We start from the raw sequence: 23,305 nt of genomic DNA, 5'->3' as shown, positions 1-23,305 counted from the left end.
ATCCAGACTGGATACAACTCGACGACGGCAATCGCGCGAAGGAGCGCCCATGACCTCACCCGTGTCTCCCGCCGAGATGAACGTGATCACTCTCGGCACTGCAGGCGGCCCTCGCTGGTGGCACCCGGATGGCGCCGACCGTGCGGGAATCTCCACGGCGATCACCGTCGGCGATCGCTTTTATCTCATCGATGTCGGCGATGGCGCAGGTAGACGCGTCCGCCAAGCGGGGCTCGACATGTCCGGTCTCGGCGGCGTCTTCCTCACTCATCTCCACTCGGACCACACGGTAGGACTTCCCGCACTCGTCCTGTTCGGAATGCACTACCTGCAGGACCGCGCGACGGGCCCCGTCCCCGTCTACGGGCCGGGCGACCGGGGGATGCTGCCTCCCGTCTCCGAACGGGCTGTCGTCGCACCGCAGCCCGTCGCGCCGCATGACCCGACCCCGGGGACGACGGGCCTCGTCCGCGGAATCGTCGACGCCTACGCGACCGATCTCAACGATCGCGTCCTCGACTCTCTGCGCACCCACCCTCTCGAGCTCTTCGATCTGCACGACATCCCCCTCCCACACGACATCGGATATCACCCGAATGATGCCGCCAGCCCCGAGATGGCCCCGTTCCTCGTCTTCGAGGACGATCGCGTCCGGGTGACGGCGACATTGGTGGATCACCCACCGGTCGCGCCCGCATTCGCCTTTCGCGTCGAATCGGAGCATGGATCCGTCACGATCTCAGGCGACACATGCGAGAGCGACAACCTCGTGCATCTCGCCGCCGATACCGACCTCCTGCTGCACGAGGCCATCGACTTCGAATGGGTCGAGCAGCTCTACGGCGCTCGCTCCGATGGAGAAGGGCGCGCGTCACGCGACCATCACTACCGGTCGCATACCTCGGTGGAAGGGGCCTGCCGGATCGCAGAACGGGCGAACGCGCGGCGTCTCGCTCTCCACCACCTCGTTCCCGGACACGCGGACGCCTCCGTCTGGGCACGAGGCGAGGCCAGGCTCCCTGGCCGCTTCCTCGTGCCCGGCGACCTCGACATCATCCCCATCGACTCGCGAAACCCACGCGTGCGAAGCGCTCACTTCGACACTGCTCGGGCGTAGCACCTCCGTTCGGAAGAGAGAACCCCATGGATCAGCAACGACGCAGCTCCACGACAGACGCCGAAGGTGTCCAGACGTCGCTCAACACCACCGATATGCGACGCATCCTCGCGTCGAGCTTCATCGGGTCGGCGATCGAGTTCTACGATTTCATGCTCTACGCGACGGCTTCGTCGATCGTGTTCAGCGCCCTGTATTTCGCTGACCTCGGTCCGGGCCTGGCCCTGTTCGCCTCGTTCGCCACACTCGCAGCGGGGTACATCGCTCGACCGCTGGGCGGCATCATCTTCGGCCATTTCGGCGACCGCGTCGGGCGCAAGAAGGCCCTCGTGTTCTCGATGCTGATGATGGGTGCCGTCACGATCCTGATCGGTCTCATGCCGCCGACCGCGCAGATCGGCGCCATCGCGCCGATCTCGCTCCTGGTGCTGAGGATCGCACAGGGCATCGCCGTCGGCGGAGAGTGGGGCGGGGCGGCCCTCATGGCGCTTGAGCATGCTCCGAAGGACAAGCGCGGCTTCGCCGCGGCGTTCGCCAACGCCGGCGGGCCGGCCGGCGCCGTGCTCGCGACGCTCGTCCTCTCCCTCATGACCGTCCTCACCGGCGACCAATTCGTCATCTGGGGCTGGAGGATTCCCTTCCTGTTGTCGGCCGTGCTCATCGTCGTGGGGCTCGTCGTCCGGCTGCGCGTCGCTGAGACCCCCGCCTTCCAGTCGCTCGAAGCAGAGCGCGACTCCCGTCGGATTCCCCTCGTCGACGTCATGCGGCACCATCTCGCCCCTGTCGCGATCGCGCTGCTCGTCACGATGAGCGTCTACACGACGCAGGCGATCGTGACGGTATGGGGCGTCTCCGTCGCCGTGGAGGCGGGGGAAGACAAGACCGCCGTCCTCAACTGGAAGGCCGCTGCAGCCGTGGTCACGATGATCGTGACCTTCGCGATGGCCCGCGTGAGCGACCGAATCGGCCGCCGACGTGCGCTCGTGATCGCGACGCTCACGACCGCAGCAGCGGCCTTCCCGCTCGCCCACCTCATCGCGACGGGCGAGCTCGGGAACTACGCCGTCGCGATCGTGGTCGGCAACGGAATCGTCCAGGGGATGGTCTACGGACCCATCGCTGCGTACGTCGCCGAACTCTTCCCGCCGGAGGTGCGCTATTCAGGAGCTTCGCTGGGCTATCAGGCCGCCGCGGCCATCGGCGCAGGTATGACTCCGATGATCGCGTCGGCATTCATGCTGCTCCCCTCGGGCGGCGAATGGTGGATCGGGGCGTACTGGGCCTTCTTCGCGCTGGTCGGCGCCGGTGCAGTGGCGCTCTACCGCCGCCGGCCGCTAGAGACTGACGACGATTCCGCCAGTCCAGGTCCGAAGGGGGCCGCGACGCCGCAGCTGACGAGGTCCGCACGATGACTCGACCTCGCCGCCGCCCGAATCCCCATCACCCCACCCGGATTGGCGCGGATGCCAGCGAGTAGCGTGGTGCCCGATGACGCCTGACGAGTCGAAAGATCCCGCACCCCGGTCCCCGAGCCGCGGGCCGCTGACGCGACGCGTCTTCCGCGGCGGGACGGAACCGGATCCGCGCTTCTCGCTCGCCAATGAGCGCACGTTCCTCGCGTGGATCCGGACCGCCCTCGCGTTCATCGCGGGCGGCGTCGCGCTCGGCGCATTCGGGATCGGCACCTGGCCCGAGGTGGCGCACAAGAGCATCGCAATCGCCGTCATCACCGTCGGCGTGCTGATCAGCGTCGGTGCCTGCACCCGCTGGTGGCGGGTCGAGTCGAGCATGCGCCACGGACGGCCGCTTCCCGTTCCCGGAATCGTGCCGCTGCTCGCCCTCGTCTCGGCGGCGGGCGCGGCCGGCGCGATCGTGATGGTCCTCACGGCATGACCGCGGCGCCCGCGAAGACGGTCGGCGACGCCGGCCTGCAGCCCGAGCGCACGTGGCTCGCGTGGAGCAGGACGTCGTCGGCGATGCTGCTCGCGGGGCTCATCGGCGTGCGATGGGCGGAGACCATCGGCATCGTCCTCATCGTCACGGCGCTTCTGACATCGGTCGGCGCCGTCGTGCTCGGCGCGACGCAGCGCTCCCGCTCGCGGCGACTGCTCGCCGGCTCCCGCAACGGCGTCGCGCCCCCGCCGTCCGCGGTCTTCGCGCTCGGCGGCCTCGTGATGCTGCTGGGCATCGCGGCCGCGGCCGTCGTCGCGTTCAGCTGACCGGTCGGGGCTGCCGCGAGCCGCTGAACATTCGTCGAGAGATCCGCGGATCCGCCGAAATCCCCAGCGAGCGAGCGCATCGTCAGCGTCTCGGCGCGCTCGGAGGCGACACGCGCCGGATCCTGCCTCGGGGAGCGCTTCACACCGCGATGATCTTGTGCCACTCCCCCGACGAGTAGATCGGCTCGAAGCCGACGGCCTCGTTGATGGCGAGCAGGTGGGCGTCGTCCTCCGGGTTGGCGGTGACGATCTCCGTCGACGCGGGCGCGACGTCGCGCCACGCGGTGAGAGCTGTGCACTTCGTGAGCAGGCCGAGCCGGTGGCCTCGATGCTCGGGGACGACGAGCGTGTTCTTCGTCGCCGTGGTCGCGGAGCGGTCCTGGCCGATGAAGAGCTCGCTGACGGCGACGAGGCGCCCCGTGCGCAGGTGGCGGGCTCCCGCGACGCCGAGCACACCGTCCCTCTCGCGGAACCGCGCCTCGCGCGCTCGCACCCGCGCGATGTCCCACTCGTCGGCGGTCGCGTGGCCCAGCACGTCGGCGTAGTCGTCGACCATGTCCTCGGGGGCGGATCCCACCCACCAGACGATCTCGTAGTCGTGCGTCGTCCGCGAGCGCGCCCGGGTGAGATGCTCGTCGATCCGACGATCCTGCGGGTCGCAGCTGCTGTACCGCATCACCTGGCCGAGCGCGTACCCCGCGTCGGACAGCGAGCGCGACTGCGGATCCCTCGGCACGGATCCGGCGTCGTCCTCCGACGCGATCGTCGGCCCGCCGGGATCCGCACGGTGCAGCGAGACGGCGCGGATCCGGCTGCGCATGAGATCGCGTGCGGCCCGCTCGACCTCCTTGATCAGCATCGTCTCGATGCGGCCGCCGCTGATGCGCCGCGTCACGAAGACGCCCATGCTCGCGTGGGACCCCTCGCCGAACGGCGCGACGAGCTGCGCGGCGCCGACCGCGTCGCCGTCGATCCGTGCGAGGAACGCCGACCACATCGCATGGTCCGTCTCCCGCATGCTCGCGAGCACGTCTTCCGGCCGCTGCCGCAGCGCGGCGGATCCGGTCTGCTCGCGCATCGCCGCGTTCGTCACGGCGACGTAGTCGACGAAGTCGCGCGCATCGGGTGCATCGACGGTCTCGGGCAGCGCCACGGGAACGATGTCGATCGCGATCATCTGGCCAGTATGGGCGAGATGCGGCGCGGATCCGGGACACCCGTCGCGGGTCCGCCGGAACGGATCCGTGGCGCTACGCCGCCATCCCCCGCCAGGCCACCTCGAATGCCGCGCGGCAGCGCGCACGGACGTCGGGAGCCTCGATGCGGGAGCCGCGCACGACGGCCTGATAGTAGAAGACGCCGTTGATCATGTCGATGCAGGCGTCGATGTCGATGTCGTCGCGCAGCTCGCCCCGGCGCACCGCCTCGGCGAGCGCGGCGTGGACGGATCCGCGGCGCCGCCGCACGTGCGACGTCCAGTAGGCCTGCTGCAGCTCGGGGTTCTGCATCACGAGGGCGAGCCGCGTGCGGAACCGCCGCTCGGTGTACGTCGCGCCGCGCACCGCCGAGGGATCCCCGAACAGCAGCGCGACGAGCGCCTGCTTGATGTCGCCGTTCAGGTCGACCTCGACCGCCGCGCGGCCGCGGTCCAGGGCGGCCGCGATGAGGTCGGTCATGCTCGGCCATCTCCGGTACAGCGCGGCGCGCGAGACGCCCGAGCCGGCCACCACGGCATTGACCGTGACCTGCGCTCCGTCGTCGATCAGCCGGGTGACGGTGTCGAGGATCCGCTCGTCGTGACCCTCGGTGCGCGGACGGCCGGGGCCGCGCGCGGCGACCCCGGCGTCGAGAACCGCTCCGCTCACGCCAGCGCTCGCTCCCGAAGCGTCGCGACGAGGCCGTCGGTGAGCCCGGCTTCGCGCAGCGGCACGAGGGGATCTCCGTACGTCTTCTCGAGGTGGGCGAGCAGTCCCTCCATCGGCGCGGGCGAGAACTCCTTGCGGGTCGCCGCCCGGGCGGCGTCCTCGAGGTCGAAGCCATGCTGCGCCATGATCGGCCCCATCACGGGCGCGAGACGCTCCATGATCGCCTGCGAGTTCACACCCGTCCGCGTGTAGTCCTCGACGATGACGTCGTGCGCGGCGCCGAGCGCGAGCAGCAGCGACGCGGCGAGCACGCCGGTGCGGTCCTGGCCCGCGGCGCAGTGGAACGCGGTCGCCCCGGGCGCCGTCGCCATGACGCCGAGCGACGCGACGATGCGCGGCGCCGCCGACTCGTACATGCGGATGTACATCCGCTCGAACTGCGTCTGGTCGATCATCTCGTCGGGCGACGCGCTCTCGCGCGCCTCGCCGAGCGACGCCATGAACGGCACGTGGTGGTAGGTCACGGGCATCTCGCCCAGCGGCCCGCGCCCCGTGAACTGCGCCTCGTTGTGCGAACGCAGGTCGACGACGGCCGCGAGGCCCGCGTCGACGAGATCCGCCGCGCTCGCGTGATCGACGACCGAGAGATCGTCGGCCCGGATCGCGAATCCCGGGCGCAGCGTGCCGCCCGCGACGGGGATCCCGCCGAGGTCGCGCAGGTTGACGGGGGCGGTGAGCGGGAGCTCGGACGTGAGAGTCATGTGATCTTCTTTCGGATGATGGCGCTGACCTGGTCGATGATCGTGACGAGCACGATGATGCAGATCACCATCGCAAACAGGTAGCCGTATTCATAGCGGTTCATGGCGGTCGTGAGCTCGAGGCCGATGCCTCCCGCGCCGACGAGGCCGAGGATCGTCGCTCCGCGCACGTTGCCTTCGAACAGCAGCAGGGTGTAGCTGGTGAGCATCGGCAGGGCCTGCGGCAGGATCGCGTACTGGATGACCTGGCGCTTCGACGCGCCGACCGACTCCATCGCGACGATGGGTCCGCGGTCGACGGCCTCCATCGCCTCGGCGAAGATCTTGCCGATCGTGCCGATGGATCCGATCGTCATGGCGAGGATCCCCGCGAACGGCCCGAGTCCGACGGCCGACACGAACATCAGCGCGATCACCAGGTCGGGCAGCGCGCGGATGATGTTCATCGCCCAGCGGCAGGGGTAGTACAGCCACCTCGGCGCGATGTTGCTCGCGGCGCCGAACGCCATGATGAGGGACAGGACCGAGCCGAGCACGGTTCCGACGATCGCCATCTGCAGCGTCTCGATGAGCAGCAGCACGATGGTGTCGAAGTTCGAGAAGTCCGGCGGGAACATCCGCAGGACGAACTCGCCCATGTTCGCGGCGCCCTCGCCGAGCTTGAGGAAGTCGAACTGCGCGCCGTTCGCCGACCAGAGGAAGAGGGCGACCGCGGCGACGACGCCGACGAGGAAGCGCGCCCTCGGAATCCGGAACGCTCTCTCCATGCGCTCGCGGGCGTGCGGATCCAGCTGGGTCTGCTGGGTCGCCTTCCTGCGCGGCTTCCTCTTGGGCTCCTGCGGGTGGGCCTGGGCTTCGAGCATGGCCATCAGTTCGCCTCCTCCGCGTCGTCGTCGATGTCGTAGACCGGGGCGAGCATCGCCTCATCGAGCTGAGGCGTCGCGCCCTCGACGACGATCTCGCCGTGGCGCAGGCCGACGATCCGGTCGGAGTGCTCCAGCGCGAGCGGCACCACGTGCAGGCTGACGAGCACGGGGATCCGCTCCTCGCGCGCGATGGCGTGCAGCAGCTCGAGCACGACGCGGCTCATCTTGGGGTCGAGCGACGCGACGGGCTCGTCGGCGAGGATCAGCTTCGGGTTCTGCATGAGAGCCCGCGCGATCGCGACGCGCTGCTGCTGACCTCCCGAGAGGGAGCGCGCCTCGTCGCCCGCCTTGTGCGCGATGCCGACGCGGTCGAGGAGCTCGAGCGCCCGCTTGCGGTCCTCGCTGCGGAACGTGCCGAGCATGTTGACCGGGCCCGCGCCGTACAGGGATCCGGTCAGCACGTTCGTCAGCACGCTGAGGCGGCCGATGAGGTTGAACTGCTGGAACACCTGGCCGACGTGCGACCGCAGGTGGCGCAGCTGGCCGCGCCCGAGGTGCGCGACGTCGAAGTCCCCGGCCTGCACGGTGCCGGAGCTGATGGGGGCGAAGCCGGTGAGGGCCTTCATGAGCGTCGACTTGCCGGATCCGGACGAGCCGAGAAGGGCGACCATCTCGCCGCGGTGCAGGTCGAGGTCGACGCCGTCGAGGACGAAGGGCGCGTCCGGCGCATACTGCACGCGCAGGTCGCGGATGCGGACACGCCGCTCGTCGGTGATCGTGGGCTCGGGAGCCGTCGCGGTCTGCATGATCACTCGAGGTCCGAGATGTCGACGTCGGCGATGGCGGCGATGTCCACGAAGGGCTGGAAGATCTCCGTGTCGGGCTCCACGACGGGCTCGACGCCCTCGGGGAAGCCCTCCATGTAGAGACCGAGCTCGTCGCGGTTGTCCTCCGAGAAGACGGCGGGAAGCGCCTCGAGAAGAGCCGCGCGCTTCTCCTCGCTCATCTCCTGGTTTCCGAGCACCGAGATCGAGATCGGCATGCCGATGCTCTCGCCGATCGAGCGCGTCTCGCCCTCGTCGAAGGGGAACATCGGATCGCCCTGCCCCGCCATCGACGGGAAGATCGTCGACGTGCAGGCGACGTCGGCCTGGCCCTCCTGCAGCGCGATGAAGCTGCGGTCGTGACCGCCGGCGAAGAGCTCCTCGTAGTCCTCGCCCGCCGTGAGCCCGGCCGCGTCGAGCATGTGCGTCGGCATGAAGAAGCCCGAGCTGGAGGCGGGGTCGGCGAACGCGATCGTCGTGTCGGGCTCGATGTCCTCGAGCGACTGCAGGGGCGAGTCGTCGAGCACGAGGCACGTGGAGACGGGCTCGTCGGTTCCGGGCCACGCGACGAGCGAGTCGACCTCGCCCGTGCTGACCGCGAGCGCCGTCGGGAAGCCGCTCATGAGGCCGATGTCCTCGTGGCCGCCGCGGATCGCCTCGATCACGGCCGAGTAGTTGGGCACATCGGTGACCTCGACGGTCATGCCCGTCTCCTCCTCGAGGAGGGTCGTCAGCGCCTCGACAGGCGTCTCGACCGACGGGTCGTCCGTCAGCGGAAGCGTCGCGAGGCGGATCACGTCGTCATCGGTGCCGGCGTCGGCGGAGCTCGCCGAGCATCCGGCGAGAAGGAGCGCGGAACCTGCGGCGAGAGCGCCGAGGGCGAGGGGTGCGCGAAGTCGCATGGATGAAGCCTTTCGGGAGGGGAGGCTCCCCGAGCGGGGATGGCTTCATCGTGGCGACGCGAGGTGACCGGCAATTACGAGACTGTCGGTACCGGAACGGAATACTGAGTGAACACGGGGTTACGGGATCCGCGGTCTCGGATCCCGTACGAGCTCAGCCGCGCGGCCCATTGATCGGGTCGGGGCCCCAGAGCCGTCCGCCGGCGGGGATCTCGGACGCCTCGACCGCCGGATCCTCGACAAGGGCGTGGATCAGGTCGACGGATCCCGCGACGAGGGACGTGTCAAGGTCGATGTCGCCCGCCACGACCCACTCTCGCCCCGCCGGCCAGATGAGGCTCGGCGGGTGCGTCCACTCGGAGTTCTCCTCGCTCCACGGCACGCGTGCAGGCCACGACGGATCTGCCCACGTGCGCGGCGTCGCGCGGAAGAGCACATGGCCTCGATCGCGAAGCTCGAGTCGCGGACCGCGCGAGATCTCGTCGGAGAGGATCCCCGGGCGCCACTTGGGTCGACGGAAGACGTTGTTGAACACGTCCTTCACGCTGGCCTGCATCAGTGCCTCGTGGGGAGTGTCGCCACGGAGCCCGTGGCGGGATGACATCGCCCCCACGAGATCACCCCAGCCCTCCCAGACGGCAACGAAGCCGTCGTCGGGCGTCGACGTGTGCGCGAGGAGCGGTGCCGCCAGGCCGGCGAGCACCTCCGGCATGATCCCACCCCCGTTCGGACCGTCGTAGCGCCATCCGTCGGCGTCGCGGGCCGATTCGGGGTTCCAGTCGTCGGGCTCCGCACCGATGATCCCGCCCCACTGGGCCAAGGGGTGCATCGTCGCACCGAAGACATCTGCGGCCTGCTTCCAGGTGATCCTCTCCGCGTCGATCTCGGGCTCGTCGGTGGCGAACCGCTCCCACGCGTCGAGGTCGCCCTCCGGCGGCCACGCCCGCCCGACCGGCCGCTCGCGGTGGATCGGATGGAAGATCCGCGCGTAGGCGGGCATCCCCTCCGGCACGAGGTGGTGGATCGTCCAGGCCTGCGGATCCCACTCCAGCCGCTCCCGGATCCAGTCGCCCGCCGACACATCGCTCACCCATTCCATGCGGCCAGCGTACGGAACTCGCCCCGGGCAGACCTGCCCGCTGGAGGTATCGGGGGTTCGTCCTACCGTAGAGGTCATGCAGCAGACGGAGACGTACGGATTCGACGCGCGGGCGCTCACGGAGCCTGTCGACCGGCGAGCCGTCAAAGCGTTCAAGGGCTCGCTCTCGACGCGGTTCCCGCTCTGGCACGCGAACGACCGGTCGCTCGGCGAGACGCTCACGTTCGTGTTGTTCGTCGCGATCGGCAGCGTGTTCGTGCTCGTCGGGCTCGGCGCGATCGCCAGCGGCATCATCGCGCGCTCGCCGGCATGGTTCGCCGGCCTGCCGTTCCTGCTCGTCGGCGGCGTGTTCGTCGTGCTCGCGATCGTCCATCAGGTCGCGGGCGGAGCCACGACGGCGTACCGGCTCGACCGGTTCGCGCAGGCGAACAACATGACCTTCCACCCGGGGTACAGCGCGCCGAAGCTGCCCGGAATGCTGTTCGGGGTCGGGCGCGGGCGACGGTCGAACGACCTCGTCCGCGGTGACGAGCCGCGCTTCGTGGAGTTCGGCAACTACCGCTACAAGACCGGATCGGGCAAGTCCGAGAAGACGCACACCTGGGGATACATCGCCGTGCGGCTCGACGCCCCGCTGCCCCACATCGTCCTCGACGCCGAGGGCAACAACGGCCTGTTCGGATCGAACCTGCCGATCGGGTTCAGGAAGGATCAGCGGCTCGAACTCGAGGGCGACTTCCACAAGCACTTCAGCCTCTACTGCCCCGAGGGCTACGAGGCCGACGCGCTCTACCTGTTCACGCCCGACATCATGGCGCGTTTCATGGACAGCTCGGCACAGCTCGACGTCGAGATCGTCGATGACTGGCTGTTCTTCTACACCGGGAAGGACGTCTCGACGCTGGATCCTCGGCGCTGGGCGTGGCTGTTCTCGGTCGTCGGCGCGATGCTCGACAAGATGGCGCAGTGGGGGCGCTGGCGCGACGACCGCCTCCGCGCCGAGCAGTCACACGCGACACCGGCGCAGGTCGCGCCCATCGCGCCCGACCACATCGAGAATCCGGCGATGCAGAATCCCGCGACGCTGCGCCCGCCGAAGGGCGTCGCCGACCCCGGCCGGCGTCTGAAGCGCCGCGGATTCGCCTGGACGGGATTCCTCGCGGTCGCGATCTTCGTCATCCTCCAGGTCCTCTCGCAGCTCGACTGATCGGAGCCGTCGATCCCGCGTGCGGCGGAGCGACTCAGGAGGCGAAATCGGCCGCCGTCATGCCGGCGCTGTGGCCCGCGGGCCACTGGACGAGCTCGATCCGATAGCCGTCCGGGTCGCTCGCCCAGGCCGTCCAGAAGTCGGTGTCGGAATCGAGCAGAACGGGATCCTCGACGGAGAACCCGGCGTCCGCGAGGCGCGCGGCGCTGTCGCGCGCAGACGAGACCTGCACGGCGATATGGCCGTCGTGGGGAGTGACGGGCCCGCGCGACGGGTCGTGCGCCAACTCGATCGCCACGAACGGATCGCCGGGGAGCTTGAGCATCGTGAGCGCGCCGACCGGCGACTCGGGCACGCGGCCGACGACCTCGTAGCCGAGGGCGCCATAGAAGCGGACCGAGCGCTCGGCGTCGGCGACACGCAGGGCGGTATGGAGCGTGCGCATGTCGGAACTCCGATCCGGTCAGGGAAAACCGTGTGGCCGGATTCTACGCCGACGGGCGACACGCGTGGCGGCGAGGACGCCGACGCATGCACGAGACGCAGATCGCCCGATCCGGCACCGCCGTGCCGCCCTCTGGCACAGCGGTTCCCGCTCGCCCCGGCACCGCCGCCTCGGCTACATCGGCGGGCCCGGCTGTTGCCCGCGATCGGAGGGCAGCTCTGGCTGAGGCGCGTTCCAGCACGTCTCTCAGAATCGAACATCTCTTCGAATGTCAGGGGTTGCTCGTAGCCTCGGAGGCATGGATGAGGAACGGTTCGCGACGCGACTGGCGGGGCTGACACCTGCCGAGCGTGACCGGGTGCGGGGCCTCATCGCGCAGGTCGTCGATCGTGACCGGGTGATCGCGCGCGCCGAGGGCGAGAAGGCCGTCCTGCTGGCCGAGCTCGCCCGCATCGCTCATGCCGACGGGGCGCGGTCGGTGTCGTCTCACGGTCCCGACTATGCGCGGCGGGCGATGGCCGCGGAAGTCGCCGCCGCGACCCGCACGCACCCTGCTGCGGCGAAGAACCGGATGGACGCCTCCGAGCGACTCGTCACCGACTACCCCGTCACGCATACCGCCCTGGTCGAGGGGCGCATCTCGAAGCGCCACGCGGATGTCATCGCGGACACCGGGGCGTCGCTCGAGGCCGGTGCCCGGGCGACGCTCGATGCGCAGGTGGTGGCGTTCGCGGAGACGCGCACTCCCCGGGAGGTGGAGAAGATCGCGACGATGCGCGCCGCGCACCTCGCCCCGCTGTCGCTGCGCGAACGCCACCAGCGTGCCCGCACCGGCCGCCGTGTGGTCGTCACCGAGCGTGAGGACGGGATGAGTGAGCTGTGGGCGTTCCTGCCCACGCTCGAAGCGCGCGCGATCCAGGGCCGGGTCACGCAGATGGCGACGATCATCAAGACCGACCGGCGCCGTGCCCGCACCGCCTACGAACGGGAGCACGGGTTCGCTCCGGAACAGGGGTGGGGTGTGCCGGTCACCGGCGGTATCGACATGTCGGATGCGCTGTCGGTGGGGGCGAGTGATGTGCGCACGATGGATCAGCTGCGTGCCGACCTGCTCGCCGACATCCTCCTGACCGCCTCACCCACCGGGCACGAACTCCACTCCGCCGGCACCGGAACAGCGCTTCAGGGGATCGTGGCGAGCGTGCAGGTGACGATCCCGGTCTCGCAGATCATCGACCCCGACACCGGCACGTCCTGGATCGACGAGGGCGGGCTCGCCGCACCCGATACGGCGCGGATCGTCGCGGGGTCCGCGGCCGGGTGGGAGAGGCTGTTCACTCGCCCCGACACCGGCGAGATCGTCGCCGTGGATCGATATCGGCCCTCCGAGCAGCAGCGACGGGCACTGATCGGGCGCGACGTGACGTGCCGGTTCCCGGGATGCACGACACCGGCCCGAAGATCCGACATCGATCACACGCGAGGCTATGCCCGCGGCGGCCCGACCGACGTGGTGAATCTCGCGCATCTGTGTGAGGCGCATCACGTGATGAAGCACCACTCCGGCTGGCAGGTCAGACAGATCACCGGCGGGGTCATGGAGTGGACGAGCCCGGCGGGGCTGGTCTACACGGACGAGCCGATCAGTCGGGTGTTCTTCCGGGAGGAGCCCGATGATCGTGCTGCTCGGGAACGACGCGAGCGCGAGGCGGAGGCTCGGGAGATGTGTGAGCGGGAGCGGCATGCCGACACCGACGCGATGCTTGCGCATGCTCTCGCGTGGGACGAGGCGCGCGTCGAGACCTGCGAGCGGGTGTTCGCGGACCGGATCGCGAACGGCGAGATCACCCCGCCGCGCGAGATGGCACCGGTCCCGGCGTGACGGGTTACGCCCCATCGAGCAGTCCGAGCTCCCGCACCTCCTCGTCCGAGAGCAGACGTGAGCGGATGAGGAACCTCTTCCCGGTCGGCGCCTCGACGCTGAAGCCCGAGCCGCGACCGTCGACGACGTCGATCGTGAGGTGTGTGTGCTTCCAATACTCGAACTGGCTCTCCGACATGTACACCTCGATGGCATCGTCGAGCCCGACGTCGATCGTGCCGAGCAGCACGTCGCCCGGCCCCGTCAGGAACATCCCGACGGGATAGCACATGGGGGACGAGCCGTCGCAGCAGCCGCCCGACTGGTGGAACATGAGTCGACCATGCTGCGCCGTCAGTGTGCGCAGAAGGGCGGCGGCCTCCCCCGAGACCGCCACCCTCTCCACGGGATCCGTCATCAGAACAGCCCCGCGGGCCCCTCGGCGTACGACACCAGGAGGTTCTTGTCCTGCTGATAGTGGTCGAGCATCTTCAGGTGGTTCTCTCGGCCGATGCCCGACTGCTTGTACCCGCCGAAGGCGGCGTGCGCCGGGTACTGGTGATAGGTGTTCGTCCACACGCGACCCGCCTCGATCGCGCGCCCGGCGCGGTAGCACGTATCGGCGCTGCGGCTCCAGACCCCGGCCCCGAGCCCGTAGAGGGTGTCGTTCGCGGTGGCGATCGCGTCGTCGTAGTCGGCGAAGTCGGTGACCGAGACGACGGGCCCGAAGATCTCCTCCTGGAAGATCCGCATGCTGTTGGATCCCTCGAACACCGTCGGCGTGATGTAGTACCCACCCGAGAGCTCGCCCCCGAGATCGACGGGCTCGCCGCCCGTGAGCACCTTCGCGCCCTCCTGCTTGCCGATGTCGATGTAGGAGAGGATCTTCTCGTACTGGTCGTTCGACGCCTGCGCGCCGATCATCGTCGAGGGATCCAGCGGGTTGCCCTGCGTGATCTTCCCGACGCGGTCGAGCGCGTCGCCGAGGAAGTCGTCGTACATCGACTTCTGGATCAGCGCGCGCGAGGGGCACGTGCACACCTCGCCCTGGTTGAGGGCGAACATCGCGAAGCCCTCGAGCGCCTTCGCGTAGTAGTCGTCCTTCTGGCGGGCGACGTCCTCGAAGAAGATGTTCGGGCTCTTTCCGCCGAGCTCGAGCGTCACGGGGATGAGGTTCTGCGACGCGTACTGCATGATGAGGCGGCCCGTCGTGGTCTCCCCCGTGAAGGCGATCTTGCGGATCCGCTTATGCGACGCGAGCGGCGCGCCCGCCTCGATCCCGAATCCGTTGACGATATTCAGCACGCCGTCGGGGATGAGGTCGCCGATGATCTCCATCAGAAGCATGATCGACGCGGGCGTCTGCTCGGCCGGCTTCAGCACGACGCAGTTGCCCGCGGCGAGCGCCGGCGCGAGCTTCCAGGTCGCCATGAGGATCGGGAAGTTCCACGGGATGATCTGCCCGACGACGCCGAGTGGCTCGTGGAAGTGATAGGCGACAGTGTCGCCGTCGAGCTGGCTGAGGGATCCCTCCTGCGCCCGGAGCGCGCCCGCGAAGTAGCGGAAGTGGTCGATCGCGAGGGGGATGTCGGCGGCGAGCGTCTCGCGGACGGGCTTGCCGTTCTCCCACGTCTCGGCGACCGCGAGCCGCTCGAGGTTCTGCTCCATGCGGTCGGCGATCCGGTTGAGCATGTTCGCGCGCTCGGTCGGCGACGTCTTCTTCCAGCCCTCAAAGGCCTTCCACGCCGTATCGACGGCGCGGTCGACGTCCTCAGCCGTGCCGCGGGCGATCTCCGTGAACGTCTTACCGGTGATGGGCGTGGGGTTCTCGAAGTACCCGCCCTGGACGGGATCCACCCACTCGCCCCCGATGTAGTGGCCGTAGCGCGGCTGGTAGCTCACGACGGATCCGGCGGCCCCCGGGGCCGCGTAGGCACTCGAAACGGCTTCTTCGACGATGGTCATCGCTGGTCTCCCTTGATGGCGTCCGCGGCGGCACTGCCGCGTCGTGCGCGACGCTACGCCGCCGGGAGTTGCAACGAGTTGCGTCAGACCCGCCCCCACCGCTCGAGACGGGCGACGAGGCCCGCGCGACGCGGCGACTTCGCGGGCAGCATGCCGAGGCAGAGCCGCATGGCCTCCATGTCGTCTCGGCCCACGTCGGTCTGCAGGTAGTCGTGGAGCGCGTCGACGCCGGCCTCGTCGAGCATCGCCTCGCGGAGAGCGCCTCGCACGGTCTCGCGCAACTCCTCCACGCCGGGAGCACGGGAGTCGGGCAGCACGTCGCCTTTCCACGCCGCCAGCGCGACCCGGTGCGCGCCACGATCGAGCAGCGACAGGAGGTCCTGCGCGTCGGTGTCGAGGGGCCCCGTGAGCCGGTACGGCCGCGACTCGAGCGTGAGCGGCAGGGCGTGCGTGTGGAGGACCCTGCGCAGACGGACGAGCTCGGGCCGCAGAGTGCCGACGGCGCGCGGATCCCCGTAGACGAGCTCCGCGAGACGCTCGGCGCTGAGCCCGTCGCGATGCGCGGCGAGCAGGAACAGGACCTCCGCATGGCGCACCCCGAGGGCGACGGATGCGCGGCCCGCCTCGAGGATCGCGCGATCGCGCCCGAGCACGCGGAGGACCATACGGGCGGGCGTCGCCTCAGCGCGCCGGCGAGGCCGCTCGTCGCGCTGTCGCATGCGGGCGATGAGCAGCTCGCTCTCGACGGCCCGCACGGTCGCGTCGACCAGCAGCTGCGCCTGCGGCGCGGCCGCCGTCTCGCGCCCGGTCACGTCGATGACGCCGATGAGCGCACGCGTCTCGGGGTCATGCACGGGGGCCGCCGTGCACGACCACGGAAGCACATGGCGGTTGAAGTGCTCCGACCCGCGCACCTGCACGGACCGATCGAGCGCGAGCGCCGTCCCGGGGGCGGCGGTGCCGACGCGCTCCTCGGACCAGTTCGCCCCCTCGATGAACCCCATCTCGCCGACGCTCGCACGCACCTCGCGGTCGCCCTCGATCCACAGCAGGCGCCCTGCGGCATCGCCCACCGCGACGACCACGCCGGATTCATCGACGTCGCCGGGCAGCAGCAGTCCGCGGATCATCTCCATGCTCGCCGCCAGGGGATGCGCCCGCCGGTGCACCTCAAGGGCCTCGCCGGCGAAGTCGAGCTCCGGGATCCCGTCCGGCGCGACGAGGGAGTCGAGCGAGCGGATCCACGATTCGCGCACGACCGCACGAACGTCCTGCAGGCGCGGATCCCCCGCATGCCCGGCGAGGAGCTCGTCGTAGGCGCGCTCGAGGATCAGCCGCGAGGATCCGCTCTGCGCCGCAGCCCAGGGAGACGCCATGCACGCTCCGATCGCCGTCGAGGGAGGTGGTGACGTCGAGTGTATGCCGCCCGACGCGCGGTGTCAGCACGTGCGGGGCAGTTCTCCTCGCGGTCGCGGAGATCGCCTACGCGGGCGTGCGCACCCGCAGGAACGGCACGCGGCGACGGAGCTCGAAGCCGAGCTTCTCGTACGCGGCGACGGCGCCCGTGTTCGCGGCGGACGCGTGGAGGAACGCCCGGTCGCCGCGCGCGCGGATCGCGTGCGCGACGTCGAGGGTGAGGGCCGAGGCGAGGCCCTGTCGGCGCACCTCCTCGTCGACCGAGACGGCGCTGATCTCGGTCCAGCCGTCCGGATGCAGGCGCTCGCCCGCCATCGCGACGAGGCGTCCGCCGCGACGCACCCCCACATAGCGCCCGAGCTCGTGCGTGCGCGGCAGGAACGGTCCCGGCTGGTTGCGGGAGACGATCGCGAGCATGTCCTCGACATCGTCGGCGCCCAGTTCGACCGCGTCCGCGAAGGGCGCCGGCGTCAGCCGATCCGTCTCGACGAGCTGCAGCCCGCTCCCCCGCCAGATCTCGGACCAGCCCGCCGGGAGGGCGGGGTCCGCATGCGAGATCATCGTCTCGGCTCCCGTCCCGAACTCCTCGATCAATGCGCCCCAGACGTCCGGATCCTCCCAGGAGGCGACACCGGCGAAGGGCGACACGTCGTCGGGGTATCGGCGGACGAGCGCGTTGCCGATCGCGAGATGCGCGTGCGCGCCCGTGAGCGAGGACCACGCTGGCGCATCGAGCACGGCATCCGGGGTCGCCGTCGAGTCGGAGGACGGGAGAACAGTGGTCATGAGCGCCTTTCGTCGGGGCCGGCTCAGCGTGCAACACGGGAGCGGGCATCCGTGTTCCCTCTCGCGCACGACGACGGCGCCGTCCCTCTCGGAACGGCGCCGTCGTCGATGGAGCGCGTCAGGCCGTTGCGGCCGGCTTCTTCTCCTTGGTGCGCGTCGCACGGCGCGACTCGGCCGGCGCGTCCTTCGCCGCGTTGGCCGCCTCTTCCGCCGCACGCACGGCGAGGAAGAGTCCCTCGCGGTTCAGGTGCCGGGAGTACCGCGCGTCGAGGTACAGGACGGGCACGTCGCCGGCCGCCTCGATGAGCACCGGGTACAGCGCGTCCTTGATGGGACCCGAACCGCCGCCGTACACGTAGACGACCTCGGTGGACTCACCCGACTGGCTGAGCGTCTCGCTGAACGAACGGCGGATCTGCTCGACCAGGTGCTTGATGTCGGGCTCGACCAGGCGCTGCGCACGCTGGTGACGGCCACGCTGCAGCACGGTCGGGGTCGTCTGCAGGAAGTCAGCCAGCTGCTTACGGCTGGTGAAGCGCAGATCGGCCTCGTCCTGGCGATCGAGGGCGTTCTCGAGGATCGTGCCGTAGCCGAGCTCGAGCGTCGACGCGGCCTCGGCGTTGAAGCGCCCCATCGTGAACACGGGGAAGTTGACCGTGCCCTCGCCGACGTCGATGCCGATCGTGTTCTGCGCGGCGACCAGGTCGGCGCCCGTGACACCCGGGAGGATCCCGAGCTCGCGCGAGCGCAGGTCGGCCAGCAGCGCATCGGCGAGCGGCTCGCCCTTCTCGGTGATCGCGAACTGCGCCGAGGCGCCCTCGGCCACGACCTGCACGTCCTCGAACTCCAGACGCACGCTCACGGGCGTGTTGAAGTTCTTGATCGTCACGAGGTGCACCGACGAGCCCTTGCCGCCGATGAACTCACCGGCGTGGCCGTAACGGCGTGCGACGAACTCGGCGATCGGGAGCGCCAGTCCCGCCCGCACCTTGACGCGGAGCTCCTGTCGGGGCAGCGAGCCCTCGGCGCGCACGTGGTCGCGCAGCGCCTTCGCGGCGAAGACGCCGAGCACGAGGAGCTTGCTCAGCTCCTGGTCGGCCTTGCTCGCGTGCCCGTCGTGCACCTCGAACTCGGTGAAGACGGATCCGCGCACGCTGAGTGCGGCGCGACCGAAGATACGGCGGTCGCTGTCGGCGACCAGCGGCGACGAGAAGGAGGCGTCGAGGCGGTTGTAGAAGTCCTGCTCGGCGTCGACCATCACCTGCGCGGCGTCCGCGTCTTCGATGGGGACCTTCGGCGACTGGCGCGGTGTCGCGACAGCCGCGCTCGGAAGGTCGATCCGGTCCCGCACGTCGGTGTCGGTGTTCAGGATCATGCCCTTGACGTACCCGTTGCCGACGTCGATGCCGCCAGTGAGATGGATGGTGTCCGCGGTCATAGGGGGAGAAGCCTTTCGTTCCGCTTCGTGTGGTGGGAGATGAGGGGAGTCACAAGCCGAGGAGGTCGTCGATCGTGTTCGACGCGGCGGTGGCCGCGGCGGTCGGACGGCGCGTCTTCTTCGCCGCAGGTTCGGGGTCGACCTCGGTCTCGTCAGCCGGATCATCGGCGACATCCGGGATGGACCTGTCGAGAGGGACGTCGGGGGCGGCGGACCGATCGAGCGGCACGTCGGGTGTCACGGCCGCGGGGTGCGCCGGCGGCGTGACGGGCCGATTGGCGACGTCGACGAAGCCCTCGCGGGCCACGGACTCGCGGATCAGGCGTCGGATCGACTCCGCCGTCGAGTACTGGGCGTCCAGCCATTCGATGACCGAGACGTCGGCGACGGGGACGGTGATCTGCACCTTGCGCGTGGATGCGGTCTCCGCCATCGTTCTGCCCCTCCAGCCTCGAGCCTGCGCGACGCGCGCGGGGCTCTCCGCCCGCCACTGTCACCGTACACGCATGTCGGCTCCTCCCCTGAGGATACTGGCCTCCCACACGCCCGGCTCGTCAGCGGGATCCGAGGATCCGCTCACGCGCTCGGATGCCGTGGAAGAGGGTCTCGTTCACCGGCGTCGGGATGCCGAGCTCGCGCCCCATCTCGACCACGACGCCGGCGAAGATGTCGATCTCGGTGGGGCGGGCGGCGCGCATGTCCTGCAGCATCGAGGTCTCACCCGCGGGGTCGAGGGTGCCGACGACGCGCAGCCACTCCGCGAGGTCGTCCTCTCCGAGCGCGACGCCCTTCGCGTTCGCGATGGCGATGAGCTCCCGCTGCGCCGCGACCATGACCGCGCCGGCAGGCGAGTCGCCGCCCTGGAACTCGCCGTAGGTCGCGTCGAGGAGCGCGGAGGCCGGGTTGATTCCGACGTTGCCCATGAACTTCCACCACAGCACGTGCGTCATGTTGCGCGGGATCTCGTGGGGGACATCGGCCCCGGCGAAGACCTCGCCGAGGCGCCGGACCGCGTCGCTCTGCGCCGTGTCGCCGAACGCGATGCGTCCGAAGTTCGCGAACCGGATCTCGTTCCCCCGCCGCATGACGTCGCTGCCCGCGGTCATGGAGGGGACCACGTGCGCCCGAGGGAACGCACGCGCCAGGATCGGCTCGCTGTGGATCCCGTTGATGAGGCTCAGCACGATCGTGCCCCTGCCGACATGGGGAGCGGCGAGGGCGATCGCCGGGTCGAGGCCGGCCGCCTTCGTCGCGATGATCAGCAGATCGGCGGACGACGTCGCGTCGCCCGGTCGCAGGACCGGGAACACGCGGCGTTCGCCGTTGATCGTGATGCCGTCGCGCTCGAGCCGATCGGCGCGCTCGCCGTCGGCCACCACCACGACGTCCGCGTCGGGCAGGCCGCGTGCGAGCCGATCGAGATAGATGCCGCCGAGGGCCCCGATTCCGATCATCGCGATGCGCATGGAGCGATCCTATTCGGGGGTCGGCGCCGCTCCGAATACGCTGGCCCCATGCCCTCCTCGATCTCGCGCGTCACCGTGTTCACCGGTTCCTCCCCGGGGTCCAAGCCCACCTATCGGGAGGCGGCGGTCGCGGTCGGATCCGCCCTCGCCTCCGAGGGGATCGGCGTCGTCTACGGCGGCGGGAACGTCGGGCTCATGGGCGCGGTCGCGACGGCGGCGAGCGATGCCGGCGGCGAGGTCTACGGAGTCATCCCGAAGGTGCTCGTCGACAAGGAGATCGCGCACGAAGAGCTCACGCGGCTCGAGGTCGTGGACGACATGCACGAACGCAAGATGCGCATGGCCGAGCTCGGCGACGCGTTCGTCGCGCTGCCCGGCGGCATCGGCACGCTCGAGGAGTTCTTCGAGGCGTGGACCTGGCTGCAGCTCGGGATCCACGCCAAGCCGATCGCGCTGTACGACGTCGACGGCTTCTGGCAGCCGCTGCTCGACCTGATGGACCGCCTGGTCTCCGAGGGGTTCGTCAAGGCGGAGCTGCGCGACGGCCTCATCGTGGCGACGTCGCCGGACGAGCTGCTCGACGCGCTTCGCTCGTGGCGGGCGCCGACCCCGAAGTGGGAGGCGCACGCCGAGATGTCAGACGCCTGACCCACCCGCGACACGTGCCTCTCGACATCTACGCCCCGGTCATCCACGGCATCGGCGTCCGCGATCACGAGGCATTCGCCGAGTACTCCGTGCAGAGCCTGGCGGCGCACCTGCACGCGTCGCCGAGCGGGTGGTCGTCGCAGCCCTGCCCCGACCCCTGCGAGGTCTTCCGCCCGGGCCACGCGCACCTGGCGGACGCATCGGGGCGCTCGCTCGTGCTGGATCCCCTCATGTGGCACGCCGAGATGCGCGAGCCGTCGCGGTGGCGCGCGGCCTGGTGGTTCCTGCGCACCCTGTTCGTCCTGTGCGCGGTCCACCTGCTCGTCAACGGGCAGGTGGTCGCCGAGATGCCGGGAGCGCGCTTCCGCGACTTCTTCCTGTACCTGTGGCGCATCGTCCGGGCGATGACGTGGATGCTCGTGATCGGCACCCTCGCGATCGGGCTCGCGATCCCGCTCTCGATCGGCGTCGTGATCGTGCCGCAGCTGCGCCACTTCGTCACCGACGCGCTCGGCTGGACGAGCGACCCCGAGACACGGTTCGGGGTCATCGAGCTGGTCGCCGCGCGCGTCCTCGAGGTCGGCGCGCAGCACACGGTGCTGATCGGCCATTCGCAGGGCGGCGCGATCGCGACGAACGCCTCACGGGTCCTGGATCCCAACCGCACGACCCTCGTGACGATGGGCACGGGGCAGGCGCTGCTCGCGCCGGTGCGCGCATCGCTCGGGGTGCCCGGCGCGTCGATCGTCGCGCTCGTCGTCGCGATCCTCACCTACGTCGCCGCCGCTCTCGTCGTCATGAGGGCGCTCTTCGTCGGCGTCTTCGAGGCCATCGCGGGTGCCGTCGCGGCCGTCCGGGCGCTCAGGACGGATCCGACCTCCGTGCCCGACGCCGTCGCGAGCGCCATGTTCTCGCCCGGTGCCCTGGCCGCACTCGTATGCATCCCGCTCATCGCGCTCGCCGTGATCGTCTACGCCCGCGTGTTCTCGCCCGCCGTCGAGGGCGTCCGCGACCTGTGCCGGCCCGATCTCCCCGGCGTCGACATGTGCGCCACGTTCGACCTGGTGTCGCACCCGTTCACGGTGCTCGGGGACCCGAGCCGCGTGACGAAGATCGTCCAGTCGGCATCGCTCGCCGACCACGCGCGGTACTTCGCGAACGAGATCGAGGTGCTCACCGAACTCGATCGGCAGATCACGCACGCGGGAGAGTCCGACCCCGCCCCGGTGGTGGTGGCCGCCCGGCACCGTGTGCGGCGAGCGATGCGCCTGCACCGCGTCCTGCGCGGCACGGGGTCGCTCGTCGCGGCCGGCGCCGCGTTCGCCTGGCTCGCGAGCGCGCCCGCCGCGATCATCGCCGGCGCCGCCGTCTATCTCGCGGGGACGCTGCTGAAGAGCGTCCGCTGGAGCGCACTCCAGGGGTCCTTCGCGGCGGGCCGCGGCGACGTCTGACTCGCGCCGAGGGTGGGTGCTGTTCGCGAGAGTGGGTGCTGCATGCCCCACTCTCGGAGGGAACGACCACTTTCGCGGACCTCAGCGAGCGAGGAGCGCCGCGAGCTCGTCCTCCGACAGGGACGGGGCGAGGGTGCGGATCCAGTCCCCGACCTCGTCAGGGCCCAGCTCGCGGCGCTCCGTCGCCGCGCCGGGGCGCCGGATCGTGATGCCGCGTGCCGTCAGCGTGACGTGGCCCTCGGGCATCAGCCGCGCCACGACGAGGTCGCGCCGGAAGTGCGACGTCGGGGACGTGCTCGTGAAGTGATGCCCCACGACGACGTCCTGCGGAACGACCGGAAGCTCGTCGGTCGTGTGCATCAGCTGCCAGCCGTCGGAACCCCTCCGGTGCAGCTCCCAGCCGTGCACGCCGTGCTGGAAGCGGAACAGCGAGCCGTCGAAGTCGACCTCCGTGGCGTCGTGCCACGGAACCGGGCGGACGATCGAGAACCCGAAGCCGGTATCGCAGAAGTAGCGGCGACCGTCGACGACCGCCCCGACCACGAGATGCGTCCGGGCCGCGCGCACGGGGTCGCCGACCCGGCCCAGGCGACGGGTGACGCCGTAGCCCAGGCGCGCGAGAGCCGCCGCGAACAGGGTCGAGTGCTCGAAGCAGTAGCCGCCTCTGCCGCGACCGAGGAACTTCTCCTGCACCGCGGCGAGATCGACACCGGGATGCTGCTCCAGCAGCACATCGACGTCGTCGAAGGTGAAGGTGCGGACGTGCGCCTCGTGCAGCTCGGCGAGCGCCTCGGCCGAGGGGTCGCGCCGCGGCAGCCCGATCCGCTCGAGGTAGCGATCGAGGTCGAGCGCCTCGGATCCCCACAGAGCCTCATCGTCGACCCGCACCGCAGCGTCCATGCGGGCATCGTACCCAGGGCGCCGAGAGCGGGCCCGATGTCGGCACCTCTCGCCCGAAACGGCCGATCT

The 23,305-nt window shown here is 70.1% G+C and carries 24 protein-coding genes; 8 read left to right on the top strand and 16 right to left on the bottom strand.

Features of this window, described 5'->3' with window-relative positions; translation table 11 throughout:
• Nucleotides 1-49: 49 nt before the first annotated feature.
• The 4 genes from KOL93_RS07730 to KOL93_RS07715 all read left to right on the top strand — a co-directional run bounded on the left by KOL93_RS07730 (nt 50) and on the right by KOL93_RS07715 (nt 3,336).
• Nucleotides 50-1,117, top strand: a complete 1,068-nt coding sequence (locus tag KOL93_RS07730; RefSeq protein WP_221584764.1) for an MBL fold metallo-hydrolase — start codon at nt 50-52, stop codon at nt 1,115-1,117.
• A 26-nt stretch (nt 1,118-1,143) separates the two neighbouring features.
• The gene (locus tag KOL93_RS07725; protein WP_221584763.1) at nt 1,144-2,529 is read left to right on the top strand and encodes an MFS transporter; all 1,386 of its coding nucleotides are present in this window, start codon (nt 1,144-1,146) and stop codon (nt 2,527-2,529) included.
• Between the two features lie 76 nt (nt 2,530-2,605).
• Nucleotides 2,606-3,010, top strand: coding sequence for a YidH family protein (locus KOL93_RS07720; protein WP_221584762.1), 405 nt, complete (start codon nt 2,606-2,608; stop codon nt 3,008-3,010).
• Nucleotides 3,007-3,336 carry a DUF202 domain-containing protein gene (locus KOL93_RS07715; protein ID WP_221584761.1) on the top strand — a complete coding sequence of 110 codons (330 nt, stop codon included), beginning with the start codon at nt 3,007-3,009 and terminating at the stop codon, nt 3,334-3,336. Before KOL93_RS07720 ends, KOL93_RS07715 begins: the two co-directional genes overlap by 4 nt.
• A 139-nt stretch (nt 3,337-3,475) precedes the next feature.
• Here KOL93_RS07715 and KOL93_RS07710 read toward each other — a convergent pair whose 3' ends face one another.
• The 7 genes from KOL93_RS07710 to KOL93_RS07680 form a co-directional block, all read right to left on the bottom strand.
• Nucleotides 3,476-4,513 carry a hypothetical protein gene (locus tag KOL93_RS07710; RefSeq protein ID WP_221584760.1) on the bottom strand — a complete coding sequence of 346 codons (1,038 nt, stop codon included), beginning with the start codon at nt 4,511-4,513 and terminating at the stop codon, nt 3,476-3,478.
• Between the two features lie 73 nt (nt 4,514-4,586).
• Nucleotides 4,587-5,201, bottom strand: a complete 615-nt coding sequence (locus KOL93_RS07705) for a TetR/AcrR family transcriptional regulator (protein WP_221584759.1) — start codon at nt 5,199-5,201, stop codon at nt 4,587-4,589.
• Nucleotides 5,198-5,962 (bottom strand): tyrosine-protein phosphatase, encoded by a 765-nt coding sequence (locus KOL93_RS07700; RefSeq protein WP_221584758.1) that lies wholly within the window; start codon nt 5,960-5,962, stop codon nt 5,198-5,200. The genes KOL93_RS07705 and KOL93_RS07700 overlap by 4 nt, the downstream gene beginning before the upstream one ends.
• Nucleotides 5,959-6,831, bottom strand: a complete 873-nt coding sequence (gene phnE, locus KOL93_RS07695) for a phosphonate ABC transporter, permease protein PhnE (protein ID WP_260406086.1) — start codon at nt 6,829-6,831, stop codon at nt 5,959-5,961. The genes KOL93_RS07700 and phnE overlap by 4 nt, the downstream gene beginning before the upstream one ends.
• Nucleotides 6,831-7,634, bottom strand: coding sequence for a phosphonate ABC transporter ATP-binding protein (gene phnC, locus KOL93_RS07690; protein WP_221584757.1), 804 nt, complete (start codon nt 7,632-7,634; stop codon nt 6,831-6,833). Before phnC ends, phnE begins: the two co-directional genes overlap by 1 nt.
• A 2-nt stretch (nt 7,635-7,636) precedes the next feature.
• A complete protein-coding gene (phnD, locus tag KOL93_RS07685; RefSeq protein WP_221584756.1) occupies nt 7,637-8,554 on the bottom strand; it encodes a phosphate/phosphite/phosphonate ABC transporter substrate-binding protein in 918 nt (305 codons plus the stop codon).
• A 154-nt stretch (nt 8,555-8,708) separates the two neighbouring features.
• Nucleotides 8,709-9,653 carry a hypothetical protein gene (locus KOL93_RS07680; protein ID WP_221584755.1) on the bottom strand — a complete coding sequence of 315 codons (945 nt, stop codon included), beginning with the start codon at nt 9,651-9,653 and terminating at the stop codon, nt 8,709-8,711.
• Nucleotides 9,654-9,729: 76 nt separating this feature from the next.
• On the opposite strand from KOL93_RS07680, the gene KOL93_RS07675 reads away from it, so the two are divergent.
• Entirely contained in the window at nt 9,730-10,860 is a 1,131-nt protein-coding gene (locus KOL93_RS07675; protein WP_221584754.1) for a DUF3137 domain-containing protein, read from the top strand.
• Between the two features lie 34 nt (nt 10,861-10,894).
• Here KOL93_RS07675 and KOL93_RS07670 read toward each other — a convergent pair whose 3' ends face one another.
• Nucleotides 10,895-11,305, bottom strand: a complete 411-nt coding sequence (locus KOL93_RS07670; protein ID WP_221584753.1) for a VOC family protein — start codon at nt 11,303-11,305, stop codon at nt 10,895-10,897.
• Nucleotides 11,306-11,603: 298 nt separating this feature from the next.
• Here KOL93_RS07670 and KOL93_RS07665 point away from each other — a divergent pair, with 298 nt between their 5' ends.
• The gene (locus tag KOL93_RS07665) at nt 11,604-13,187 is read left to right on the top strand and encodes an HNH endonuclease signature motif containing protein (RefSeq protein WP_221584752.1); all 1,584 of its coding nucleotides are present in this window, start codon (nt 11,604-11,606) and stop codon (nt 13,185-13,187) included.
• A 4-nt stretch (nt 13,188-13,191) separates the two neighbouring features.
• Here KOL93_RS07665 and KOL93_RS07660 read toward each other — a convergent pair whose 3' ends face one another.
• The 7 genes from KOL93_RS07660 to KOL93_RS07630 all read right to left on the bottom strand — a co-directional run bounded on the left by KOL93_RS07660 (nt 13,192) and on the right by KOL93_RS07630 (nt 20,237).
• Nucleotides 13,192-13,584 (bottom strand): DUF779 domain-containing protein, encoded by a 393-nt coding sequence (locus tag KOL93_RS07660; protein ID WP_221584751.1) that lies wholly within the window; start codon nt 13,582-13,584, stop codon nt 13,192-13,194.
• The gene (gene exaC / locus KOL93_RS07655; protein ID WP_221584750.1) at nt 13,584-15,131 is read right to left on the bottom strand and encodes an acetaldehyde dehydrogenase ExaC; all 1,548 of its coding nucleotides are present in this window, start codon (nt 15,129-15,131) and stop codon (nt 13,584-13,586) included. Before exaC ends, KOL93_RS07660 begins: the two co-directional genes overlap by 1 nt.
• A gap of 83 nt (nt 15,132-15,214) precedes the next feature.
• Nucleotides 15,215-16,507 carry a sigma-54-dependent transcriptional regulator family protein gene (locus tag KOL93_RS07650; protein WP_221584749.1) on the bottom strand — a complete coding sequence of 431 codons (1,293 nt, stop codon included), beginning with the start codon at nt 16,505-16,507 and terminating at the stop codon, nt 15,215-15,217.
• A gap of 106 nt (nt 16,508-16,613) precedes the next feature.
• Nucleotides 16,614-17,333 (bottom strand): GNAT family N-acetyltransferase, encoded by a 720-nt coding sequence (locus KOL93_RS07645; RefSeq protein ID WP_221584748.1) that lies wholly within the window; start codon nt 17,331-17,333, stop codon nt 16,614-16,616.
• 118 nt (nt 17,334-17,451) lie between these two features.
• Nucleotides 17,452-18,771 carry an acetate and sugar kinases/Hsc70/actin family protein gene (locus KOL93_RS07640; RefSeq protein ID WP_221584747.1) on the bottom strand — a complete coding sequence of 440 codons (1,320 nt, stop codon included), beginning with the start codon at nt 18,769-18,771 and terminating at the stop codon, nt 17,452-17,454.
• 49 nt (nt 18,772-18,820) lie between these two features.
• Nucleotides 18,821-19,204, bottom strand: coding sequence for a hypothetical protein (locus tag KOL93_RS07635; protein ID WP_221584746.1), 384 nt, complete (start codon nt 19,202-19,204; stop codon nt 18,821-18,823).
• Between the two features lie 121 nt (nt 19,205-19,325).
• Nucleotides 19,326-20,237 (bottom strand): ketopantoate reductase family protein, encoded by a 912-nt coding sequence (locus KOL93_RS07630; RefSeq protein ID WP_221584745.1) that lies wholly within the window; start codon nt 20,235-20,237, stop codon nt 19,326-19,328.
• A gap of 48 nt (nt 20,238-20,285) precedes the next feature.
• Between KOL93_RS07630 and KOL93_RS07625 the strand changes: the two genes are divergently transcribed.
• Nucleotides 20,286-20,885, top strand: coding sequence for an LOG family protein (locus KOL93_RS07625; protein WP_260406079.1), 600 nt, complete (start codon nt 20,286-20,288; stop codon nt 20,883-20,885).
• Between the two features lie 14 nt (nt 20,886-20,899).
• Nucleotides 20,900-22,336: a hypothetical protein gene (locus KOL93_RS07620; RefSeq protein ID WP_221584744.1), complete on the top strand. Its 1,437-nt coding sequence runs from the start codon at nt 20,900-20,902 to the stop codon at nt 22,334-22,336.
• Between the two features lie 81 nt (nt 22,337-22,417).
• Here the strand turns inward: KOL93_RS07620 and KOL93_RS07615 are convergent, their stop codons facing one another.
• Entirely contained in the window at nt 22,418-23,236 is an 819-nt protein-coding gene (locus KOL93_RS07615; RefSeq protein ID WP_221584743.1) for an arylamine N-acetyltransferase family protein, read from the bottom strand.
• Nucleotides 23,237-23,305 lie beyond the last annotated feature (69 nt).

Source organism: Microbacterium salitolerans (assembly GCF_019720895.1).
GTDB lineage: Bacteria > Actinomycetota > Actinomycetes > Actinomycetales > Microbacteriaceae > Microbacterium.
Note: the sequence above shows the minus strand (reverse complement) of the source record. Positions and strands in the feature narration are given on the sequence as shown.